Annotated in this window: 22 protein-coding genes and 1 pseudogene; 21 read left to right on the forward strand and 2 right to left on the reverse strand. The window is 32.3% G+C overall.

Features of this window, described 5'->3' with window-relative positions:
* The first annotated feature begins 19 nt into the window (after window positions 1–19).
* The 7 genes from rplQ (at window position 20) to rpsI (ending at window position 5215) form a co-directional block, all read left to right on the forward strand.
* Window positions 20–391 (forward strand): 50S ribosomal protein L17, encoded by a 372-nt coding sequence (gene rplQ / locus HMPREF2737_RS00300; RefSeq protein WP_011275144.1) that lies wholly within the window; start codon window positions 20–22, stop codon window positions 389–391.
* A gap of 445 nt (window positions 392–836) precedes the next feature.
* Window positions 837–1649 (forward strand): energy-coupling factor transporter ATPase, encoded by an 813-nt coding sequence (locus HMPREF2737_RS00305; RefSeq protein WP_037549733.1) that lies wholly within the window; start codon window positions 837–839, stop codon window positions 1647–1649.
* Window positions 1646–2509 carry an energy-coupling factor transporter ATPase gene (locus HMPREF2737_RS00310; protein ID WP_037549729.1) on the forward strand — a complete coding sequence of 288 codons (864 nt, stop codon included), beginning with the start codon at window positions 1646–1648 and terminating at the stop codon, window positions 2507–2509. The genes HMPREF2737_RS00305 and HMPREF2737_RS00310 overlap by 4 nt, the downstream gene beginning before the upstream one ends.
* Entirely contained in the window at window positions 2499–3305 is an 807-nt protein-coding gene (locus HMPREF2737_RS00315) for an energy-coupling factor transporter transmembrane component T family protein (protein WP_037549724.1), read from the forward strand. The genes HMPREF2737_RS00310 and HMPREF2737_RS00315 overlap by 11 nt, the downstream gene beginning before the upstream one ends.
* 4 nt (window positions 3306–3309) lie before the next feature.
* Window positions 3310–4113 carry a tRNA pseudouridine(38-40) synthase TruA gene (gene truA / locus HMPREF2737_RS00320; RefSeq protein ID WP_037549721.1) on the forward strand — a complete coding sequence of 268 codons (804 nt, stop codon included), beginning with the start codon at window positions 3310–3312 and terminating at the stop codon, window positions 4111–4113.
* A 252-nt stretch (window positions 4114–4365) separates the two neighbouring features.
* On the forward strand, window positions 4366–4803 hold the full coding sequence (rplM, locus tag HMPREF2737_RS00325; RefSeq protein ID WP_011275149.1) for a 50S ribosomal protein L13: 438 nt from the start codon (window positions 4366–4368) through the stop codon (window positions 4801–4803).
* Window positions 4804–4822: 19 nt separating this feature from the next.
* The gene (gene rpsI / locus HMPREF2737_RS00330) at window positions 4823–5215 is read left to right on the forward strand and encodes a 30S ribosomal protein S9 (RefSeq protein ID WP_011275150.1); all 393 of its coding nucleotides are present in this window, start codon (window positions 4823–4825) and stop codon (window positions 5213–5215) included.
* Between the two features lie 167 nt (window positions 5216–5382).
* Here rpsI and HMPREF2737_RS00335 read toward each other — a convergent pair whose 3' ends face one another.
* Window positions 5383–6114, reverse strand: coding sequence for an NAD-dependent protein deacylase (locus HMPREF2737_RS00335; RefSeq protein ID WP_011275152.1), 732 nt, complete (start codon window positions 6112–6114; stop codon window positions 5383–5385).
* 248 nt (window positions 6115–6362) lie between these two features.
* On the opposite strand from HMPREF2737_RS00335, the gene HMPREF2737_RS00340 reads away from it, so the two are divergent.
* The 9 genes from HMPREF2737_RS00340 to HMPREF2737_RS00380 all read left to right on the forward strand — a co-directional run bounded on the left by HMPREF2737_RS00340 (window position 6363) and on the right by HMPREF2737_RS00380 (window position 14849).
* Window positions 6363–7118 (forward strand): DeoR/GlpR family DNA-binding transcription regulator, encoded by a 756-nt coding sequence (locus tag HMPREF2737_RS00340; RefSeq protein WP_037549717.1) that lies wholly within the window; start codon window positions 6363–6365, stop codon window positions 7116–7118.
* Between the two features lie 232 nt (window positions 7119–7350).
* Window positions 7351–7779: a galactose-6-phosphate isomerase subunit LacA gene (gene lacA / locus HMPREF2737_RS00345; RefSeq protein WP_002455017.1), complete on the forward strand. Its 429-nt coding sequence runs from the start codon at window positions 7351–7353 to the stop codon at window positions 7777–7779.
* A gap of 15 nt (window positions 7780–7794) precedes the next feature.
* On the forward strand, window positions 7795–8310 hold the full coding sequence (gene lacB / locus HMPREF2737_RS00350) for a galactose-6-phosphate isomerase subunit LacB (RefSeq protein WP_011275156.1): 516 nt from the start codon (window positions 7795–7797) through the stop codon (window positions 8308–8310).
* Window positions 8311–8322: 12 nt separating this feature from the next.
* The gene (locus HMPREF2737_RS00355; protein WP_037549712.1) at window positions 8323–9255 is read left to right on the forward strand and encodes a tagatose-6-phosphate kinase; all 933 of its coding nucleotides are present in this window, start codon (window positions 8323–8325) and stop codon (window positions 9253–9255) included.
* A gap of 3 nt (window positions 9256–9258) precedes the next feature.
* Window positions 9259–10236 carry a tagatose-bisphosphate aldolase gene (lacD, locus tag HMPREF2737_RS00360; RefSeq protein ID WP_037549709.1) on the forward strand — a complete coding sequence of 326 codons (978 nt, stop codon included), beginning with the start codon at window positions 9259–9261 and terminating at the stop codon, window positions 10234–10236.
* 19 nt (window positions 10237–10255) lie between these two features.
* Window positions 10256–10570 carry a PTS lactose/cellobiose transporter subunit IIA gene (locus HMPREF2737_RS00365; protein WP_002448512.1) on the forward strand — a complete coding sequence of 105 codons (315 nt, stop codon included), beginning with the start codon at window positions 10256–10258 and terminating at the stop codon, window positions 10568–10570.
* A 5-nt stretch (window positions 10571–10575) separates the two neighbouring features.
* Window positions 10576–12327: a lactose-specific PTS transporter subunit EIIC gene (locus HMPREF2737_RS00370; protein ID WP_037549706.1), complete on the forward strand. Its 1752-nt coding sequence runs from the start codon at window positions 10576–10578 to the stop codon at window positions 12325–12327.
* Between the two features lie 15 nt (window positions 12328–12342).
* Window positions 12343–13755: a 6-phospho-beta-galactosidase gene (gene lacG / locus HMPREF2737_RS00375; protein ID WP_141745566.1), complete on the forward strand. Its 1413-nt coding sequence runs from the start codon at window positions 12343–12345 to the stop codon at window positions 13753–13755.
* A gap of 245 nt (window positions 13756–14000) precedes the next feature.
* Window positions 14001–14849: an alpha/beta hydrolase gene (locus tag HMPREF2737_RS00380; protein WP_037549702.1), complete on the forward strand. Its 849-nt coding sequence runs from the start codon at window positions 14001–14003 to the stop codon at window positions 14847–14849.
* 42 nt (window positions 14850–14891) lie between these two features.
* Here HMPREF2737_RS00380 and HMPREF2737_RS00385 read toward each other — a convergent pair whose 3' ends face one another.
* Window positions 14892–15893: an LLM class flavin-dependent oxidoreductase gene (locus HMPREF2737_RS00385; RefSeq protein ID WP_037549700.1), complete on the reverse strand. Its 1002-nt coding sequence runs from the start codon at window positions 15891–15893 to the stop codon at window positions 14892–14894.
* 144 nt (window positions 15894–16037) lie between these two features.
* Between HMPREF2737_RS00385 and HMPREF2737_RS00390 the strand changes: the two genes are divergently transcribed.
* The 5 genes and pseudogenes from HMPREF2737_RS00390 to HMPREF2737_RS00410 all read left to right on the forward strand — a co-directional run bounded on the left by HMPREF2737_RS00390 (window position 16038) and on the right by HMPREF2737_RS00410 (window position 20271).
* Window positions 16038–17048 (forward strand): zinc-binding alcohol dehydrogenase family protein, encoded by a 1011-nt coding sequence (locus HMPREF2737_RS00390; RefSeq protein WP_037549697.1) that lies wholly within the window; start codon window positions 16038–16040, stop codon window positions 17046–17048.
* 120 nt (window positions 17049–17168) lie between these two features.
* Window positions 17169–18719: pseudogene (locus tag HMPREF2737_RS00395) on the forward strand (BCCT family transporter).
* Window positions 18720–18895: 176 nt separating this feature from the next.
* The gene (gene amaP, locus HMPREF2737_RS00400; RefSeq protein ID WP_037536063.1) at window positions 18896–19432 is read left to right on the forward strand and encodes an alkaline shock response membrane anchor protein AmaP; all 537 of its coding nucleotides are present in this window, start codon (window positions 18896–18898) and stop codon (window positions 19430–19432) included.
* A gap of 12 nt (window positions 19433–19444) precedes the next feature.
* Window positions 19445–19684 carry a DUF2273 domain-containing protein gene (locus HMPREF2737_RS00405; RefSeq protein WP_011275167.1) on the forward strand — a complete coding sequence of 80 codons (240 nt, stop codon included), beginning with the start codon at window positions 19445–19447 and terminating at the stop codon, window positions 19682–19684.
* 56 nt (window positions 19685–19740) lie between these two features.
* A complete protein-coding gene (locus HMPREF2737_RS00410; RefSeq protein WP_011275168.1) occupies window positions 19741–20271 on the forward strand; it encodes an Asp23/Gls24 family envelope stress response protein in 531 nt (176 codons plus the stop codon).
* Window positions 20272–20291: the final 20 nt, after the last annotated feature.

The raw sequence follows: 20291 nt of genomic DNA on the forward strand, positions 1-20291 counted from the left end.
AGTTAAAGGAGGTCAACTCATGGGTTACAGAAAATTAGGTCGTACTTCTGATCAACGTAAAGCTATGTTACGTGACTTAGCTACTTCACTTATCGTTAGTGAGCGCATTGAAACTACAGAAGCTCGTGCAAAAGAAGTTCGTAGTGTTGTTGAGAAATTAATCACTTTAGGTAAAAAAGGAGATTTAGCTTCTCGTCGTAATGCTGCAAAAACATTACGTAATGTTGAAATCTTAAATGAAGATGAAACTACACAAACTGCACTTCAAAAATTATTCGGTGAAATTGCTGAACGTTATACAGAACGTCAAGGTGGTTACACTCGTATTCTTAAAGTAGGTCCTCGTCGCGGAGACGGTGCTGAATCAGTTATCATCGAATTAGTAGATTAATTCAAGATATAAATACACTAACTACTTATATGTAAAGCAAATGAGTGCAACGATAATGTTTGCCACATACAAATATTGTCTAGCTCAGAGTGCCCCATCAATTAAATATATTTCAAAGCGTGAACTCAACTAAAATATGATGGGGTGCGCGCTTTTTTATTTTCAAAGAAGCAATTAGTTTCTATTCAACCAAAAAATTATTATGTATAATACTAAGAACTCAAATGGTCATAGTTTATATTGAAAAATCGCATTAGTTGACCGAAATGAAAGCTTTTATTTATTTTTTCAGTTTTAGTCATCTTTAATAGGGGGCGGGACAATGGATTCGAAATGAATTCTGTTCGGCCCTTTTTTATTTTGAAAAAATGAAATAAAACAATAATATACATGCAATTCATATTCATGTAAACTATACTAGTACAAAGTTTTAGGAGGGATTCTAGTGGAGGCGAATAACACTAATATTATTGAACTTAAGCAAGTTGACTTTCAATATCAAGGCGATGCAGCCTTCACATTAAATAATGTATCCTTTAAGATTCCTAAAAATCAATGGACTTCAATTGTTGGACATAATGGGTCAGGAAAATCAACAATAGCTAAATTAATAGTTGGTATTGAAATTGCGACCAATGGTACGATTTTTTTCAATCAATCACCAATCTCCAATAATGGTTTCAAAGATATACGAGAACACGTTGGAATTGTCTTCCAAAATCCAGAAAATCAATTTGTAGGTTCGATTGTTAAATACGATGTTGCGTTTGGTTTAGAGAACCACGCTGTTCCAACTGAAAAAATGAAAGAAATAGTAGCACAATCTATTAGTGACGTTGGAATGACCGATTATGCTGATAGTGAACCACATTCATTATCAGGAGGACAGAAGCAACGAGTAGCTATTGCAGGTGTGTTAGCATTAAGTCCTTCAGTCATTATATTAGATGAAGCGACATCTATGTTAGACCCTCAAGCCAAGAAATCATTGATGAGTTTAATACAAGAAGTTAAAGCAACTAAAGATGTAACAATTATTTCGATTACGCATGACTTAACTGAGGCGCTTGAAGGTGATCATGTCATAGTAATGAATCAAGGAACAGTTTATAAAGAAGGAAATCCACAAACAATATTTAAAGATATAAAAATGTTACAAGAAATTGGACTAGATTTACCTTTCTCAATGAAAATTAATCAACTTTTAGGATTTGATGACCACTTTATTACTTACGAAGGGTTGGTCGAAAAGCTATGAAAATTAAGTTTAATGATGTTACCTACACCTATCAACAGGGTACACCATATGAGTATAAAGCGTTAGACCACATTAATTTAACTATTGAGCAGGGTAAATACTATGCAATTGTTGGACAAACTGGAAGTGGAAAATCAACTTTAATTCAGCATTTCAATGGGTTATTAAAACCTACTAATGGCAATATTGAGCATGATGAACTTATGATTCATTCTAAAACTAAAGATAAATTTATTAGACCAATCAGACAAAAAGTTGGGTTAGTTTTTCAATTTCCTGAATCACAATTATTTGAAGATAATATTGAAAGAGAAATTGAGTTTGGACCTAAGAATTTTGGAATGAATGTTGAAGAAGTGAAAGAAAGAGCTTTTGATTTATTGTTAGAGTTAGGTTTTCCAAGAAATGTTATGTCTTTGTCACCATTCCAGATGTCTGGTGGCCAAATGCGTAAAATTGCAATTGTTTCAATCTTAGCTATGAACCCGGATGTCATTGTTTTAGATGAACCTACTGCTGGATTAGACCCAAAGAGCCGTCAACAAGTAATGGAGCTATTTAAAGAAATACAGCTAAAACAAAATAAAACAATCATACTTGTATCTCATGATATGAATGAAGTTGCGAAATATGCTGAAGAAATTATCGTGATGAATGATGGAAATATTATCGAGCAAGTCACACCAAAAGAGTTGTTTAGACAAGGTAGTAAACTTGAAGAGTGGCATATAGCCTTACCAGATATTGTTCAGTTACAACGTGATATTGAAATTAAACATGGTATTAAATTTAAGACAACCGCACTTACTGAGAAGGAATTTGTAAGTATGTACCAGGAGTGGCAACATCATGAAGAATAAATTAATTATAGGTAGATATTTACCTAATAACTCTGTAATTCATCATCTAGATCCACGAGCTAAAGTTTTATTTGTATTTATGTTTATTATTTTAATATTTTTTGCTCATTCTTTTGCAACGTTTGGGTGGATTATTTTATTAATTCTAATGTTTATGTTTTTAGCGAAGATTAAATTATGGTTTTTAATAAAAGGGTTAACACCAATATTTATTTTTACTATATTCACATTCTTCATGCATATCTTCTTCACACACGGTGGTACAAGATTAGTTGATTTTGGAATTATTAAAATTGATAGTGCTGGTATTTTAGAAGGTATCTTTATTTCATTACGTCTCATCACAATTGTTATGGTTGCAACAATAATGACGCTATCAACGAGTCCAATCGATTTAACAGATGCTTTTGAAAAATTGCTAACGCCATTAAAATGGTTTAAATTGCCTGTGCATCAATTAAGCATGATTATGTCAATCGCTTTAAGATTCATTCCAACTTTAATGGATGAATTAGATAAAATCATACTAGCTCAAAAATCACGAGGTTCTGAGTTAAGTTCGGGTGGCATAATGACACGTATAAAAGCATTTATTCCTTTAATGATTCCATTATTTATCTCAGCTTTTCAAAGAGCGGAGGAATTAGCAATCGCTATGGAAGTACGTGGTTATGATGCTAATGTAAATCGAACAAGTTATAGAAAGCTACAATGGCATATTGGAGACACGATGTGCTTAATAAGTATCATCCCAATAGCCATAGTATTATTAGTATTAAAATATATTGGAGTGTAATACAGTGCGTATACTCGTTAATATTTCTTATCAAGGAAGTCAATTTCTAGGGTTTCAAATTCAACAGCAAGGAAGAACTGTGCAACAACAATTTGAAAAGATATTGAAGCGTATGCATCGGCGACATGTTCGCATTCATCCTTCTAGTCGTACGGACAGAGGTGTACATGCGTATGAACAATTTTTTCATTTTGATACAGACTTAAATATTGAATTACAGCAATGGAAGTATGCGATGAATAGTGCTCTACCTGATGATATATACGTCAAAGAAGTTCAACAAGTTGATGATCATTTTCATTGTCGTTATGACTGTCTAGGCAAGCGATATCGTTATAAAGTATATCAAGCAACGCATCGTAATCCTTTTGAAAGTGGCTTAAAGACATTTATTAAGGAAGATTTAAATTATTCAAAAATGAACGAAGCTGCAAAACATTTCATTGGAACACATGATTTTACAGGATTCTGCTCTCAAAAGACTGAAGTCGAAAGCAAAGTACGTACGTTATATCAAAGTGAAATCATCCAAACAGATGAAGGGTTTGACTATGTTGTGACAGGGTCAGGCTTTTTATATAATATGGTTCGCGTGTTAGTAGCGTTTCTAATTGAAGTAGGAAAAGGTAAGCGTCATGCAAGTGAAGTGTCAACGCTATTAAATGAAAAAAATAGAGATAGTGTACCATTTACAGCACCTGCAGATGGTCTCTATTTAGAGAAGATATATTTAACAGAAAAAGACTTAACAACAGACTTTGGAGACAATATTAAAATTCATCGTAAAAAATCATTACAAAATGACTAAATTGCATTGACAAACGGAGCTATAAAATATAACATAGTTAACGGTATTGTTTTATATCCACCCCATGATAAGCCCCGGAAACTTATTGTGTTACAAGATATATAAGCAAATTATACAGGAATAAAATAAATGAACATTTACGCTTTGAAAATCGTAACAGAATGAATAGATTGCAGGCCTCGTTCGTAGGTTCGACTGCGATACGTACCTGTAATCTAAAACGAAGCATTTATTTTTAGGAGGACAATTATTATGCGTCAAACATTTATGGCAAATGAATCAAACATTGAGCGCAAATGGTATGTTATTGATGCTGAAGGCCAAACATTAGGTCGTTTATCATCTGAAGTAGCATCTATCTTACGCGGTAAAAATAAAGTAACTTATACACCACACGTTGACACTGGTGATTATGTAATCATCATTAACGCTGCTAAAATCGAATTAACTGGTAAAAAAGAATCAGATAAAATTTATTATCGTCACTCAAACCACCCAGGCGGTATCAAATCAGTTACAGCTGGTGAGTTAAAACGTAATAATCCAGAACGTTTACTTGAAACTTCAATCAAAGGTATGTTACCAAGTTCACGTTTAGGTGAAAAACAAGGTAAAAAATTATTTGTATATGGTGGCGCTGAACATCCACACGCTGCACAACAACCAGAAAACTACGAGTTACGTGGTTAATTAGAAGGAGGAAATTACATTGGCACAAGTTGAATATAGAGGCACAGGCCGTCGTAAAAACTCAGTAGCACGTGTACGTTTAGTACCAGGTGAAGGTAATATCACAGTTAACGAACGTGACGTACGTGAGTACTTACCATTCGAATCATTAATCTTAGACTTAAACCAACCATTTGATGTTACAGAAACTAAAGGTAACTATGATGTATTAGTTAACGTACACGGTGGTGGTTTCACTGGACAAGCACAAGCTATCCGTCACGGAATCGCACGTGCATTATTAGAAGCAGATCCTGAATACAGAGGTTCTTTAAAACGCGCAGGTCTATTAACTCGTGACCCACGTATGAAAGAACGTAAAAAACCAGGTCTTAAAAAAGCACGTCGTTCTCCACAATTCTCAAAACGTTAATGCTGGAATTGTTGCAAACTTGTTTGCTTACAAGTTCTGTATGCAAATTGCGTCAGCAATTTGTGTTCAACTGAAATGTTTAAAGCACTTCTCAATTTCGAGAAGTGCTTTTTTGTATGCAATAAAAGCTAGAGATTCATAAAACCTCTAGTTTTTGAACTTTATATTTATTTTTTAAATACTTCCTCAACAACTTCTGTCATATCGTTATGAATGACTAAATCTGCTTGTCTATCATACGATGTAGCGTCTCTATTAATAATTACAAGATTGTCTCCTGTAAAGTTAGAAATAAAGCCTGCAGCAGGTTGTACGACTAAAGATGAACCTAGCACAATGACAGTATCTGCTTTTTGGATTTTATCTAATGCTCTAAAGACAGTAGGTTGATCGAGCATTTCACCGTATAATACGATATCAGGGCGAATCACATCACCACAGTTCTCACAATATCTTAATTTGTGTCCCATAACATATGATTTCGTATATTCTTTTCCACAATTGATGCAATAAAAGCGATTCAGTGTACCATGAATTTCATCAATATGTTCACTTCCGGCATCTTCATGTAACCCATCGATATTTTGGGTAATCACACCTAAAGATTTGCCTTCTTTTTCTAACTCTGCAATCCACTCATGGACGATGTTAGGTTTTTTATCTGCTACTAGTAGTCGTTTATGATAAAAGTCGATAAAGCTTTCTTTATTATCATTTAAATGATCAACACTTAATAAATATTCAGGTGAATAACCCTCTTTTGAAATTTCATCAAATAATCCACCCATTGAACGGAAATCAGGTATACCACTTGCAACCGATACACCTGCACCAGTAAAGAATACAATTTTGTTTGATTTATCAACAATTTCTTTTAATTTTTCGATTTTATTACCCAATCGGAGCACCTCATTTATCATCAATACTGTATAGTTTTTTTTTAAAATAAATCTTATACTATTATTACAACATATTTTGCTATTTATTTTCTAGTTTTCAAGAAGCAACGAATGTTGAAAAACAATAAATAATAGTGTTAAAACATATAATAGTATAGAATGAAATTGCGTTTAAAATCTTTATAAAAAATCAATTGTTCTTATAAAAAGAACTTTTTAATAAAATAGAGTTGGATGTGAGAATTTGAATGAATAAATACGATCGTTTAGAAGAAATTACTAAACTCGTAAATCAAAAAGGAACGGTTAGGACGAATGAAATCGTTGAGGAACTTAACGTATCTGATATGACAGTACGTCGTGATTTAGCTGAACTAGAAGAAAAAGGATTACTAACTAAAATACATGGCGGTGCACGTAGTAATTCAGCTTTTCAAATTAAAGAAAAGTCTCATCAAGAAAAGCACACAGAGAATATTGATGAAAAACGTGCTGTCGCAAGGAAAGCTGTTAACTTAATTGAAGAAAACGATACGATTTTTTTGGGACCTGGAACAACAATCGAGTTACTGGCTCAATTAATAGATCGAGAGTCATTAACAGTGATTACGAATTGTTTTCCAGTATTTCAAATATTATTTGAAAAGCGTTCGCTAAATTTTAAAGTTTACTTATTAGGTGGAGAAATGAGAGAACTTACTGAATCATTTGTAGGTGAAATGACGAATACGCTTCTTAAAACAAAACGATTTAGTAAAATGTTTTTTAGTTGTAATGGAATAAAAGATGCAGATGTGCTCACTTCTACAATTGACGAAGCGTATACACAACAACTTGCACTTCATCGTTCACTTGAAAAATACTTATTAATTGATACTTCAAAAATTGGAAAAGAAGATTTTACCCAATTATGTCATTTAGAAGATTTAACAGCAGTTGTTGTAGATAAAAATGATGAAGATAATGTACAAAAATTAAAAGCTTATACAGAAGTGATACATTAATTGAATGATACCAAGATTGTTTATTTAAACAATCTTGGTATTTTTTTAGATAATTGAACGTAATTAAACATAAAAATGAAATGTTTTGTTTAAAAAAACAAAATTTTAAACAACATTCGAACATTTATTGTTGATTATTTGTTTATTTATGTTTATAATTTAGGTGTAAAGATTTGAAAGCGCTTTTTCAAACACATGTGTTTAATTATCTTATTTTCAAAGGAGAATCATTATGACAATTTTTATTGGTTCAGATGTCGCTGGTCAACGTCTTAAAGATGTTATAAAAACATTTTTAAAAGAAAATAACCATGATGTAGTAGATGTAACAGAAGGAAAAGAATTAGACTTTGTTGATTCAACATTAGCAGTTGTACACGAAGTACAAAAGAACGATGATAATTTAGGAATTGCAGTGGATGCTTATGGTGCAGGTAGTTTTATTGTCGCTACAAAAGTAAAAGGAATGATTGCTGCTGAAGTATCAGATGAACGTTCAGCATATATGACACGTAGTCACAACAATGCACGCATGATTACAATGGGTTCTGAAATTGTAGGCGATACATTAGCAAAAAATATTGCTAAAGAATTTGTAAATGGACACTATGATGGCGGACGTCACCAAATCCGTGTAGATATGTTAAATAAAATGTGCTAATTGGAGGAATAAATAATGAAAATTGCTATAGGTTGCGATCACATTGTAACTGATACAAAAATGGAAGTTTCACAACATTTAAAAGCTCAAGGACACGAAGTTATTGATGTAGGTACGTATGATTTTACACGTACACATTATCCTATCTTCGGTAAAAAAGTAGGAGAAAAAGTTGCTAGTGGAGAAGCAGATTTAGGCGTATGTATTTGTGGTACTGGCGTTGGTATTAGTAATGCAGCAAACAAAGTCCCAGGTGTAAGAACAGCATTAGTACGTGATATGACATCAGCACTTTATTCAAAAGAAGAATTGAATGCTAATGTTGTTAGTTTCGGCGGTAAAGTAGCAGGTGAATTATTTATTTTCGATATCGTTGATGCATTTATTAAAGCGGAATACAAACCTACTGAAGAAAATAAAAAATTAATTGCTAAAATTAATCATTTGGAAGCACATAACGATAATCAAGCTAATCCTCACTTCTTTGATGAATTCTTAGAAAAATGGGACAAAGGTAAATATCACGATTAAGGAAGATGTGAAATGATTCTAACATTAACTTTAAATCCTTCAGTTGATATCTCTTACCCATTAGAACAGTTTCATCTAGATACTGTGAATAGAGTTAAAAAGACGAGTAAAACTGCTGGAGGAAAAGGATTAAATGTAACACGTGTATTATCAGAATTTGGCGAAAATGTGTTAGCAAGTGGCTTTTTAGGTGGCGCATTAGGTCAATTTATTGAAGAACAATTAATGGATGCTCAAATTGAACAGTCTTTCTTCAAAATAAAAGGAGAAACACGAAATTGTATCGCTATTCTACATGAAGGACAACAAACTGAAATACTCGAACAAGGACCAACTATTGGCAAGGAAGAAGCAGAGAGCTATAAAACACATCTTTTAGAACTATTTAAAAGAGCTAATGTTATAGCGATGTCTGGAAGTTTACCTAAAGGTCTTAATACAAGTTACTACGCTGATATTGTGAAATTAGCTAATGAACAAGGTCTACCTACGATTTTAGATAGTTCTGGTCAATCATTAATGGATGTATTGTTGAGCGAAAATAAGCCTTCAGTGATAAAACCTAATATTGATGAATTATCTCAATTATTAGACACTACTGTCACTACAGATATCGATAGTTTAAAAGAAGCGGTTACTCAACCCATATTCAAAGGTATTGAATGGATTATTGTTTCTTTAGGTGGCGATGGCGCTTTCGCTAAACATCATCAAACATTTTATAAAGTAAATATTCCAAAAATAGAAGTCGTTAATCCTGTAGGGTCTGGTGATTCTACAGTGGCAGGTATTGCATCAGGTCTTGTTCATCAACAATCCGATGAAGATTTACTGAAAAAAGCTAATGCATTTGGAATGTTAAATGCAATGGAGCATCAAACAGGTCATATTAATGTAGATAAATTTAAAGAACTATTCAAACAAATTGAAGTTATAGAGGTGTAATTCATGACAAAATCACAACAAAAACTAGCATCAATCGAACAATTAAGTAATCAAGATGGGATTATTTCAGCTTTAGCATTTGATCAACGTGGGGCATTAAAAAGAATGATGGCTGAACATCAAACAGAACCTCCTACAGTTGAACAAATCGAACAATTAAAAGTACTTGTATCAGAAGAGTTAACACAATATGCATCTTCTATTCTTTTAGATCCTGAATATGGCTTACCTGCTTCTGATGCACGTAATAAAGAGTGTGGTTTATTACTTGCATATGAAAAAACTGGATATGACGTGAATGCAAAAGGTCGTTTACCAGATTGCTTAGTAGAATGGTCTGCTAAACGTTTAAAAGAACAGGGTGCCAATGCAGTTAAATTCTTACTTTATTATGATGTAGATGATTCAGAAGAGATTAACATTCAAAAGAAAGCTTATATTGAACGAATTGGTTCAGAATGTGTTACTGAAGACATTCCATTTTTCTTAGAAGTGTTAACTTATGATGATAATATTCCAGATAATAAAAGTGCTGAATTTGCAAAAGTAAAACCTCGTAAAGTAAATGAAGCAATGAAGTTATTCTCTGAAGATCGATTCAATGTTGACGTGCTTAAAGTTGAAGTACCCGTAAATATGAATTTTGTCGAAGGATTTACAGAGGGTGAAGTTGTATACACAAAAGAAGAAGCAGCACAACATTTCCGTGATCAAGAAGCAGCGACACATTTACCTTATATTTATTTAAGTGCTGGTGTATCAGCTGAATTATTCCAAGAAACATTAACATTTGCACATGATGCAGGTGCACATTTCAATGGTGTGTTATGTGGGCGTGCGACATGGTCTGGTGCAGTTAAAGTTTATATTGAACAAGGAGAACAAGCTGCAAGAGAATGGTTACGTACAACTGGATATAAAAACATTGATGATTTAAATAAAGTACTAAAAACAACTGCAACATCTTGGAAAGCAAAATAACTTAGGGGAGGTTATTCATATGAATAGAGAAGAAGTACAATTACTTGGTTTTGAAATTGTCGCATATGCAGGAGATGCACGTTCGAAATTATTAGAGGCATTAAACGCTGCTAATGAAGGTGATTTTGATAAAGCTGAACAACTTACTGAGGAAGCAAATGAATGTATTGCAAATGCACATAAAGCTCAAACAAACTTATTGGCTCAAGAAGCGCAAGGTGATGACATTGCATTTAGTATTACAATGATTCACGGTCAAGACCATTTAATGACAACGTTATTATTAAAAGATTTAATGAAGCATTTAATTGAATTATACAAAAAAGGGAGCTGACCCCTATGAATAAGTTAATAGCATGGATAGAAAAAGGAAAGCCGTTCTTTGAAAAAATATCTCGTAATATTTATTTAAGAGCGATTCGTGATGGATTTATTGCAGCAATTCCAATTATCTTGTTCTCAAGTATATTTATTTTAATCACATATGTACCTAACGTGTTTGGCTTTACTTGGAGTAAAACGATGGAAGGTATATTGATGAAACCATATAACTATACCATGGGAATTGTTGGTTTGATTGTAGCTGGAACTACAGCTAAGTCTTTAACCGATTCCTACAACAGGAAATTAGATAAAACCAATCAAATTAACTTTATTTCTACAATGATGGCTGCGATGAGTGGATTTTTATTCTTAGCAGCAGATCCTATTAAAGAGGGTGGATTTTTAAGTGCATTTATGGGCACAAAAGGATTATTAACAGCCTTTATTTCAGCCTTTATTACCGTAATTGTTTATAATTTCTTTATTAAAAGAAATATTACAATAAAAATGCCTAAAGAAGTGCCACCAAATATTTCTCAGGTATTTAAAGATATCTTCCCGTTGTCAGCGGTTATTATCATTATTTATGCATTAGATTTATTATCAAGAACATTTATTCATACAAATGTAGCGAACGCCGTATTAAAAATCTTTGAACCATTATTTACTGCGGCAGATGGCTGGATTGGTGTCACACTTATCTTCGGTGCTTTCGCATTTTTCTGGTTTGTAGGTATACATGGTCCATCTATTGTTGAACCAGCAATCGCTGCAATTACTTATGCAAATCTTGAAACAAACTTAAATTTGATTCAAGCAGGAGAACATGCAGATAAAATTATTACACCTGGTACACAAATGTTCGTTGCAACTATGGGGGGTACCGGTGCTACATTAGTCGTGCCATTTATGTTTATGTGGTTAACTAAATCAAAACGAAATAAAGCAATTGGTAGAGCATCAGTTGTACCAACATTCTTTGGAGTAAATGAACCAATTTTATTTGGTGCACCACTCGTATTAAACCCAGTATTTTTCATACCATTTATTTTTGCACCAATAGTAAACGTATGGATCTTTAAATTCTTTGTTGATGTACTTAAAATGAACAGTTTTAGCATCTTCTTACCATGGACGACACCAGGTCCTCTTGGTATTGTGATGGGCACAGGATTTGCATTTTGGTCATTTGTGTTAGCAATTGTATTAATTGTAGTTGATGTTATGATTTATTATCCATTTTTAAAAGTATATGATGAACAAATTCTTGAAGAAGAACGAGGTAATAAAGAAGTAAATAATGAATTAAAAGAAAAAGTATCAGCAAACTTTGATACGAAAAAAGCAGATGCAATTTTAGCAACTGCTGGTGCAAATGAAACGACAACAACTGAACCAGCACCTTCCGATGAGGAAGTATCGGCTAAAGATTCATCAAATTCAATTAACGAACAAACTAACGTTTTAGTCTTATGTGCCGGTGGCGGTACAAGTGGATTACTTGCAAATGCGTTAAACAAGGCAGCTGAAGAATATCAGGTACCTGTAAAAGCGGCAGCTGGTGGTTATGGTGCACATATGGATATTATGAAAGACTATCAATTAATTATTTTAGCGCCTCAAGTTGCTTCTAACTATGAAGATATAAAACAAGATACAGATCGATTAGGTATTAAATTAGCAAAAACTCAAGGTGTTGAATACATTAATTTAACTCGTGATGGCAAAGCAGCATTAGACTTCGTTCAACAACAATTTGAAAAATAATTAGGAGATGAAAGTATAATGAAAAAATTACCAGAAGATTTTATATTCGGTGGTGCAACAGCAGCTTATCAAGCAGAAGGTGCGACTCAAACAGACGGAAAAGGTCGTGTAGCCTGGGACACTTATCTAGAAGAAAACTATTGGTATACAGCTGAACCTGCAAGTGACTTTTATCATAAATATCCAGTTGATTTAGAATTAAGTGAGAAATTTGGTGTTAATGGTATCCGTATATCTATCGCATGGTCAAGAATTTTTCCAACAGGTTATGGAGAAGTTAATCAAAAAGGTGTAGAATTCTATCACAATTTATTTAAAGAATGTCATAAACGTCACGTTGAACCGTTTGTTACATTACATCATTTTGATACCCCAGAAACACTTCATAGTGATGGAGATTTCTTAAACCGTAAAACGATTGATTATTTTGTAGACTATGCAAAATTCTGCTTTGAAGAATTTACTGAAGTCAACTATTGGACTACTTTTAATGAAATTGGTCCTATTGGTGATGGCCAATATTTAGTAGGTAAATTCCCTCCTGGAATTAAATACGACTTTGCTAAAGTGTTTCAATCACATCACAACATGATGGTCGCACATGCGAAAGCAGTTAAATTGTTTAAAGATAATGGCTATAGTGGTGAAATAGGTGTCGTGCATGCTTTACCAACTAAATATCCTTATGATCCAACTAATCCAGAAGATGTTAGAGCGGCTGAATTAGAAGATATTATTCATAACAAATTCATTTTAGATGCAACTTATCTAGGTAAATATTCTCGTGAAACTATGGAAGGCGTTCAACACATTTTATCAGTAAATGGTGGTAAATTAGACATACCAGAAGAGGATTATAAAGTATTAGAAGCGGCTAAAGATTTAAATGACTTCCTTGGTATCAATTACTACATGAGTGATTGGATGAGAGGTTACGATGGCGAATCTGAAATTACACATAATGCTACTGGTGATAAAGGTGGTTCTAAATATCAACTTAAAGGTGTAGGTCAACGTGAATTTGATGTTGATGTACCACGTACTGATTGGGACTGGATGATTTATCCTAAAGGCTTATATGATCAAATCATGCGAGTAGTTAAAGATTATCCTAATTACCATAAAATTTATATTACTGAGAACGGACTTGGTTATAAAGACCAATTTGATGAGGAACGTAAAACTGTAGATGATGATGCACGTATAGATTATGTGAAAAAACATTTAGAAGTCATTTCTGATGCTATTCGTGATGGTGCGAATGTGAAAGGGTACTTCATTTGGTCACTCATGGATGTATTTTCTTGGTCAAATGGTTATGAAAAACGATACGGTCTATTTTATGTCGATTTTGAAACGCAAGAACGTTATGCTAAAAAGAGCGCATATTGGTACAAAGAACTAGCGGAAAGTAAGGAAATAAAATAATTGCATTTAATATAACTTTGTAACGAACAGCAATGATAAATACAATTGTAAGGTAGGATTGGGAAATGCTAAAACTTAGCTTTTCTCAGTCCTATTTATTTTTTCTTGGCTTGATCACATGAAAAAATAATTCAAAAATATATATTCAAATTATTACCACATATGTTTAAACGTACAATTTAACTTAATTTTCATTTTTGTAACTACATCATTTATACTTAAAGAAAACAAATTGGAGTATTATTATGAGAATTTTTAAAAAGATAATATTTAGTTTGATTATTAGCCTAATGATTTTTACATTAGTAGGATGTCAATCAAAGAGTAACAATTCATCTCATTATCAAAGTAATGATAAAAAGAAAGTTGCAACTTTATTTATGCATGGATATGGTGGAACCAATAATTCTAAAAAATATATGGTCAATCAAGCTGTAAAAAAAGGTGTCATCAAGGATGTAGTTACAGCATATGTTTTATCAAACGGAAAAGTACAGTTTAGTGGCAAAATTTCAAAGAAGTCTAGGAATCCAATTATAAAAATATTATTTGAAGATAATAAAAATGGTGACATTATGCAAAATGCTCAAAACATAAAAAATGTACTTACAAAAATGAAATCAAAATACAATATAGATAATTATAATTTTGTAGCGCATTCAATGGGGAACTTATCTTTTGCGTATTTTATGAAATATTATGGAAATGATAAACAATTACCTCAACTTCAAAAAGAAGTAAATATAGCTGATACATATAACGGTGTTTTAAATTTAAATGAAAAAGTAAATGAAATTACTGTCGATAAAGATGGTAAGCCTAGTAAAATGAATGCTGATTATGAAAAATTATTAGATCTAAAAGATGTCTATAAAAATAAAAACATAGAAGTACTAAATATTTATGGTGATTTGAAAGACGGAACACACTCTGATGGAAGGGTATCTAATAGTTCGTCTCGCTCCTTAAAATACTTGTTGGGCAATAGTCATAAAACATATAAAGAATCTGAATATAGAGGGGAGAAAGCGCAACATAGTGCGCTACATCATAATAAAGAAGTGTCAGATGAAATCATAAATTTTTTATGGTAGTAGTAAGTAATAACATAGCTTGAACACTAAAATAATCAAAGTTTAAAGTGAATTATTGGCGACTAATTGAATCAATTCCAATCTTGCTTGTTCCCCATATACATGAGGCATTATCATGATTTCATCCACTTGATACGTATTTAATAAATAAGTTAATTTTAGATGAATATCTTTAGTCAATCCACTTATGACACGGCTTTTATTTTGCTCAATTTTATTACGTTCACTAGTGCTATAGTTACGTTGTTGAGCAGTATTAATAGAAGGATATGATTTAGGTTGGTTGAGATAATTAATACGTAAAAGCCATAAATGTAATGCATCTAATAAATCATCAACTTTATTAAGCGTGTTTGCAGTAACTACAAATGTCGACATAATTACATATGGCTCATTAGATTTTGAAATGTCATTCAATTGTTTGAATCGTTTTCGATAATATTCTATTAGGCTATTAATCTTGGTTTGAGTTTGTCCCATAAATGCAATGACGAATGGTAGCCCTTTTTGAGCAGCTAATTCCGCACTTCTCTCACTCATACCTAGAATAAACATTTGTGGAGAAGTATTAATTTCAGGTGTTGCTTTGATAGACATGAATCGATGTGGGGCTTCATATTTGTTGCTAAAGTAGTGTAGTAAGTCCTCTATTTGATTGTCTAAATTTGGTTTTGTTGATTTATACTCATTAAGTGCTTCATTTACTTGCTTGAAACTCGGAGAACGACCTAAACCCATATCTACTCTATTAGGATGGCGAGCTTCCATTATTCTAAATTGTTCTGCCACTTTGTAGGCACTGTAGTGCGGTAACATGACGCCTCCGCTTCCTATTTTAATCGTTTGTGTTTGTTCTAATAGCATCATCATTACGATTTCAGGTGCACTTGACGCAACAGAGAATACATTATGATGTTCAGCAACCCAATATCTTGTATAACCTAATTGTTCAGCAGTACGGGCTAACGTAATGCTATGATTAAATGCATCATGGGCGTTTCTACCTTCAAAAATTGGAACATAATCTAAAATACTTAATTTCAATTTTTATATGCTCCTTTCAATGATTTTTATAGGAAAAATTAGATTTAGTTGTATTTTAAATTGAAGGCTTCTATATTGCTATATATTTGTTTGAAATATTATACTTAGTTTAATATTAGATTTGAAAAAGGTGGCGGATGAATAGTGAAAGCAATTGGATTTGAACAACCGTTTAAACTATCAGATGGAAATTTATTTAAAACGTATAATTTAGATATACCAGAACCAAAAGGACATGAATTATTAGTTAAAATTCAGTCTATTAGTGTCAATCCCGTTGATACAAAACAACGATTAATGAACGTGTCAAAAATACCTCGTGTACTAGGATTTGATGCGATTGGTGTGATTGAATCTGTTGGAAGTGAAGTTACTATGTTTAATCAGGGTGACGTAGTATATTACTCTGGTTCACCTGATCAAAACGGATCAAATGCGGAATACCAATTGATTGATGAGAAATTAGTAGCTAAGGCACCTAAAAATATTAGCGCTGAGCAGGCAGTAAGCTTACCATTAACCGGTATAACAGCATATGAAACATTGTTTGATGTGTTTGGTATTTCACGCAAACGTAATGAAAATGAAGGTAAAACGTTGTTAATTATAAATGGCGCAGGTGGCGTAGGAAGTATTGTTACTCAAATTGCTAAGTCCTATGGTTTAAGGGTGATTACAACAGCATCGCGTAATGAAACAATTGAATGGACTAAAAAAATGGGTGCTGATATTGTACTCAATCACAAAGAGAGTTTAATAAATCAATTTAAGACACAAGGTATTGAACTGGTTGATTACGTATTCTGTACATTTAATACGGATATGTACTATGACGACATGATTCAATTAGTGAAACCTAGAGGTCATATTGCTACTATTGTAGCTTTTGAAAATGACCAAGATTTAAATGCTTTGAAACCAAAAAGTTTAAGTTTCTCACATGAATTTATGTTTGCTAGACCATTAAATCAAACTGATGATATGATAAAACATCATGAATATTTAGAAGACATAACAAATAAGGTTGAACAGAATATTTATCAACCTACAACAACTAAAGTTATAGAAGGATTAACCACTGAAAACATCTATCAAGCACACCAAATATTAGAATCCAATACAATGATTGGCAAATTGGTCATTAATTTAAATTAACAAACTATATATATTTCTTTATAAATGGCGTTTATTCCTATAAAAAAAGGCAATAGGATAAACGTCATTTTATTTTGACTTAAATGCTTTATTAACCATTTTATTGAAAGGAGTATTATGTTGCGAAAAAAATCAATTAGTTTTGTGTTTTGGACAGCATTAGCTATTTGTACTCTATTTGTTTTATATGGCGCTTTTATGCCGACATAATTAGAAACAGGAACCCAAAACATTACTTCATTTATAGCACAGAATTTTTCTTGGTATTATTTGTTATTGGTTTTACTCATATTTTTTGTTTGTGTATATTTATTGTTTTCAAGATATGCATCGATAACACTTGGTGAAGAAGGTGAAGATCCTGAATTCTCACTGCCTTCTTGGTTCGCCATGTTATTTAGTGCTGGTATGGGTATTGGACTAGTATTTTGGACTACTGCAGAACCAATAAGTCACGCATTTACGTTACCCCCTATACATAAAGCAGGTACTCCATCTGCAATCAATGATGCATTTCAATTTTCGTTCTTTCATTGGGGATTACATGCATGGGCATTATATGGAATTGTAGCATTAGTCTTTGCATATTTTAGTTTCCATAAAGGCTACCCTGGATTAGTAAGTGCAACCTTAGTTCCTATATTTGGTGAAAAATCAATGAAAGGCGCTATAGGTGGTGCAATTGATGTATTAGCTGTTATCGCCACTGTTACAGGCGTCGCAGCAACTCTCGGATTTGGTGCACTTCAAATAAATGAAGGCCTAAATTTCCTATTTAATGTACCAAACAATTTCGGTACACAGGTAATATTAATTATTATTGCGACTATATTGTTTACGTGGTCTGCTTGGTCAGGTATAGATAAAGGGATTAAAACGCTTAGTAACGTCAATATGCTGTTAGCCTTTATTGTATTAATTGGCTTATTTATTGTTGGCCCAACACTTTATATTCTAAATACATTTACAAATGGTTTAGGTAATTATATCTTTAATTTCTTTAGTATGAGTTTACGTATTCCAATGAATGGAGGAGAAAAATTCCAATGGCTCCAAAACTGGACAATATTCTATTGGGCTTGGTGGGTATCATGGGCACCATTCGTGGGTATCTTTATTGCTAGGGTATCTAGAGGTCGTACAATTAAAGAATTTATACTTGGTGTTCTATTTGTACCTGCACTTGTATGTTTCTTCTTCTTTGCTGTATTTGGAGCATCTGCTGTTTATTTACAAGATAAAGGTATTGCTAACATTGCAAAAGAAGCTACTGAAACTGCAACATTTGCTACGTTGGAACATTATCCACTAGGATTTATTCTTAGCATAATTACTCTCGTAGTTATTATGATCTTCTTCGTGACTTCAGCCGATTCAGCAACATACGTATTGGGTATGCTTAGTTCTAAAGGTGACATCAATCCTGCATCATTTGTGAAAGTAAGTTGGGGTATTATTCTAGCATTATTTGCAATGATTATGATTTATACAGGTGGTACACAAGCGATTCAAAACTTATTAATCATTGCCGCTTTACCATTTTCAATAGTTATTATTTTAATGATTTGGTCATTGTTTAAATCATTAAGTATCGATCATCCAAGAACTTCTAATAAGTTTCCAAACATATTACAGTATAAAAGTTCAAAGCAAAAAGAATTGAAAAAATAATAATAAAATATATGTTTTTATTGTGCTAAATTTGGGAATATTCTATCTAGAAAGTAAAACTTTAATAAATATTTATATAATTAAATTAATAGTTTTTCATTAATGTTTTGAAAAATATTTAAAGGGTATTATTTTCTATATAATAATTCAACAATAATTTAGGAGGTGCATACGAGGTGAAAAGGCTAAAAAACTTTATCCTCGGCCTATTAATAGTTGCTATTGTTGGATTCCTATTGTTTATGTACATAAAAGATAGTCGTATATCTAAGTATCAAGACTTCTTCTTACAATTCAATTGGTTCCAACCACTATTAATTGGTTTAGCTGCTCTACTTATATTGATAGGTTTAATATTAGTATTCAGCATCTTTAAACCAACATATAGAAAACCAGGATTATACAAAGATTATGATGATGGTCATATTTATGTATCTCGTAAAGCAGTTGAAAAATCAGCTTACGATACACTTACTAAATACGATCAAGTAAGACAACCTAATGTTGTAGCGAAGCTTTATAATAAGAAAAGCAAATCTTACATTGATATCAAGGCTGACTTCTTAGTACCAAATGATGTACAAGTTAAGTCACTAACTGAAAGTATTCGTTCAGACATTAAGCATAATGTAGAACATTTTACTGAATTACCAGTGAGAAAACTTGAAGTAAATGTCAGAGATCAAAAAACTGCTGGACAACGTGTTCTGTAAGGGAGGGATAACATGGCTGATAATAATAATCAAAATGGACAAGATGCAAGTCAACAAATCATTGACTTCATTAAATCATATAAATGGCGTATCATTGGTTTCTTTGCATTTTTAATTATAGCAATCTTATTCCTAACTTTAGGGTTTTGGAAAACAATTTTGGTTATCGTTTTATGTTTAATCGGAATTGGTGTTGGGTATATTAAAGACCGTACACAGGATTTCATGAATTTCTTAAATAGATGGAGTTAAATAATTTATTTAAGAACTAAATAATAAAAAAATTCAATTATAAAGGAGAATGTAATATGTCAGTAGATAACAATAACAAAGCTAAACAAGCTTACAATAATCAAACTGGAGTTAATGAAAAAGAAAGAGAAGAACAGCAAAAACAAGCAGAACAATACAGAGAACAAAATGAACAACAACAATTTGAAAACAAATTAACTTTCTCAGATGAAGTTGTAGAAAAAATTGCTGGAATCGCAGCTCGTGAAGTTAAAGGTATCTTAGATATGAAAGGCGGTTTCGCTGATAACTTTACTAATGCATTCTCTAGTGGCAACAATGTAACTACTGGTGTTTCTGTTGAAGTTGGCGAAAAACAAGCAGCAATCGACTTAAAAGTAATCTTAGAATATGGTGAATCAGCACCAAAAATCTTCCGTAAAGTTACTGAATTAGTAAAAGAGCAAGTTAAATATATCACTGGCTTACAAGTTGTAGAAGTTAACATGCAAGTTGATGATGTTATGACTAAAAAAGAATGGCAACAAAAAAACGAAAAAAACAACAATAATAATAACAACAACTCTGAAAGATCAGGATTACAATAATAATAGATTTAACCCTTTAG

The organism is Staphylococcus sp. HMSC069D12, from assembly GCF_001810405.1.
GTDB classification, from domain to species: domain Bacteria; phylum Bacillota; class Bacilli; order Staphylococcales; family Staphylococcaceae; genus Staphylococcus; species Staphylococcus haemolyticus.

What these genes read in the sequence shown, in the direction of transcription:
- rplQ (WP_011275144.1), top strand. Translation starts at nt 20, where the DNA reads ATGGGTTACAGAAAATTAGGTCGTACTTCTGATCAACGTAAAGCTATG.
- HMPREF2737_RS00310 (WP_037549729.1), top strand. Translation starts at nt 1,646, where the DNA reads ATGAAAATTAAGTTTAATGATGTTACCTACACCTATCAACAGGGTACA.
- HMPREF2737_RS00315 (WP_037549724.1), top strand. Translation starts at nt 2,499, where the DNA reads ATGAAGAATAAATTAATTATAGGTAGATATTTACCTAATAACTCTGTA.
- rplM (WP_011275149.1), top strand. Translation starts at nt 4,366, where the DNA reads ATGCGTCAAACATTTATGGCAAATGAATCAAACATTGAGCGCAAATGG.
- HMPREF2737_RS00340 (WP_037549717.1), top strand. Translation starts at nt 6,363, where the DNA reads ATGAATAAATACGATCGTTTAGAAGAAATTACTAAACTCGTAAATCAA.
- lacA (WP_002455017.1), top strand. Translation starts at nt 7,351, where the DNA reads ATGACAATTTTTATTGGTTCAGATGTCGCTGGTCAACGTCTTAAAGAT.
- lacB (WP_011275156.1), top strand. Translation starts at nt 7,795, where the DNA reads ATGAAAATTGCTATAGGTTGCGATCACATTGTAACTGATACAAAAATG.
- HMPREF2737_RS00355 (WP_037549712.1), top strand. Translation starts at nt 8,323, where the DNA reads ATGATTCTAACATTAACTTTAAATCCTTCAGTTGATATCTCTTACCCA.
- lacD (WP_037549709.1), top strand. Translation starts at nt 9,259, where the DNA reads ATGACAAAATCACAACAAAAACTAGCATCAATCGAACAATTAAGTAAT.
- HMPREF2737_RS00365 (WP_002448512.1), top strand. Translation starts at nt 10,256, where the DNA reads ATGAATAGAGAAGAAGTACAATTACTTGGTTTTGAAATTGTCGCATAT.
- HMPREF2737_RS00370 (WP_037549706.1), top strand. Translation starts at nt 10,576, where the DNA reads ATGAATAAGTTAATAGCATGGATAGAAAAAGGAAAGCCGTTCTTTGAA.
- HMPREF2737_RS00380 (WP_037549702.1), top strand. Translation starts at nt 14,001, where the DNA reads ATGAGAATTTTTAAAAAGATAATATTTAGTTTGATTATTAGCCTAATG.
- HMPREF2737_RS00405 (WP_011275167.1), top strand. Translation starts at nt 19,445, where the DNA reads ATGGCTGATAATAATAATCAAAATGGACAAGATGCAAGTCAACAAATC.
- HMPREF2737_RS00410 (WP_011275168.1), top strand. Translation starts at nt 19,741, where the DNA reads ATGTCAGTAGATAACAATAACAAAGCTAAACAAGCTTACAATAATCAA.